The organism is Mesorhizobium sp. M4B.F.Ca.ET.017.02.2.1 (assembly GCF_003998955.1).
Classification (GTDB): Bacteria; Pseudomonadota; Alphaproteobacteria; order Rhizobiales; family Rhizobiaceae; genus Mesorhizobium; species Mesorhizobium abyssinicae.
The window spans coordinates 1-817 of sequence record NZ_RZOF01000664.1 but is presented as its reverse complement, the minus strand read 5'-3'; the positions used below and the strand labels follow the sequence as shown (position 1 = coordinate 817).

The 817-nt window shown below is 67.9% G+C and carries 1 protein-coding gene; it reads right to left on the bottom strand.

Translation table 11 applies throughout. The annotated features are described in order from the left end of the window. Nucleotides 1–748 (bottom strand): pyridoxal-dependent decarboxylase (locus EN738_RS34705; protein ID WP_145967067.1); only part of this gene is annotated, 748 nt, incomplete at its 3' end. Between the last annotated feature and the right edge of the window lie 69 nt (nucleotides 749–817).

Genomic DNA, 817 nt, shown 5'->3' with positions numbered 1-817 from the left:
CCACGGCGGCGATGTCGTCGGTGCCGCCGGTGCGGGTGCCGCCGACGCAAGCGATGATCCCCGCCGGCAGCATGCCGGCCTCGCGGTCGGAGACGATCGCGGTCTCGAGGGCCACGGTGTCCATGGCGCGGAAGCGGCCGGCTGCTGGGATGCGCACGAGGTTCTCCTCGCCGATGCCGGCGACCCAGATGGCGCGATCGATCGAGGTGTGGACCTGGTCGGAAGAATAGACGCGCGGCCGCGCCTGCCCGGCGAGACCCTTGCGGTTGCCTTGCCAGTCGAGCGCGCGCTCGCGCATGGTGAGCACGGCGGCCAGCGTCGCCGACGAGGCCGAGTCCTGGATGACACCGGAAAACCCTTCCGGCAGGCCGAGCGCCTGGCGCATCCAGTCGACGGTTCGGGTCTCCAGCTCGGTCGCCGCCGGCGAGGTCTGCCACAGCATGCACTGCGCTGCCATCGCGGAGACTAGATAGTCGGCTACCACCGAGACGGGCGCAGCATTGGCCGGGAAATAGGCGAAGAAGCGCGGATGCTGCCAATGCGTCATGCCGGGCACGATCTTTTCCTCGAAATCGGCGAAGATTCGCTCCATCGGCTCCGCGGTTTCTGGAGGCGAGACCTCGATGGCACGGAAAACCTCGCCGGGCGCGAGCGCTGGCCGCACCGGCCGTTCGCGCAAGGTGTCGCGGTAGTCGACGCCCCAATCGGCGGCACGCCTCGACCATGCGCGGAATTCGCTGTTGTCCATGTTTCCTCCCGATAGCCGGCGGCCGCGCCGGCGAGTTCAGCCGGCTCGAATTTTGATTAACATGTTAAA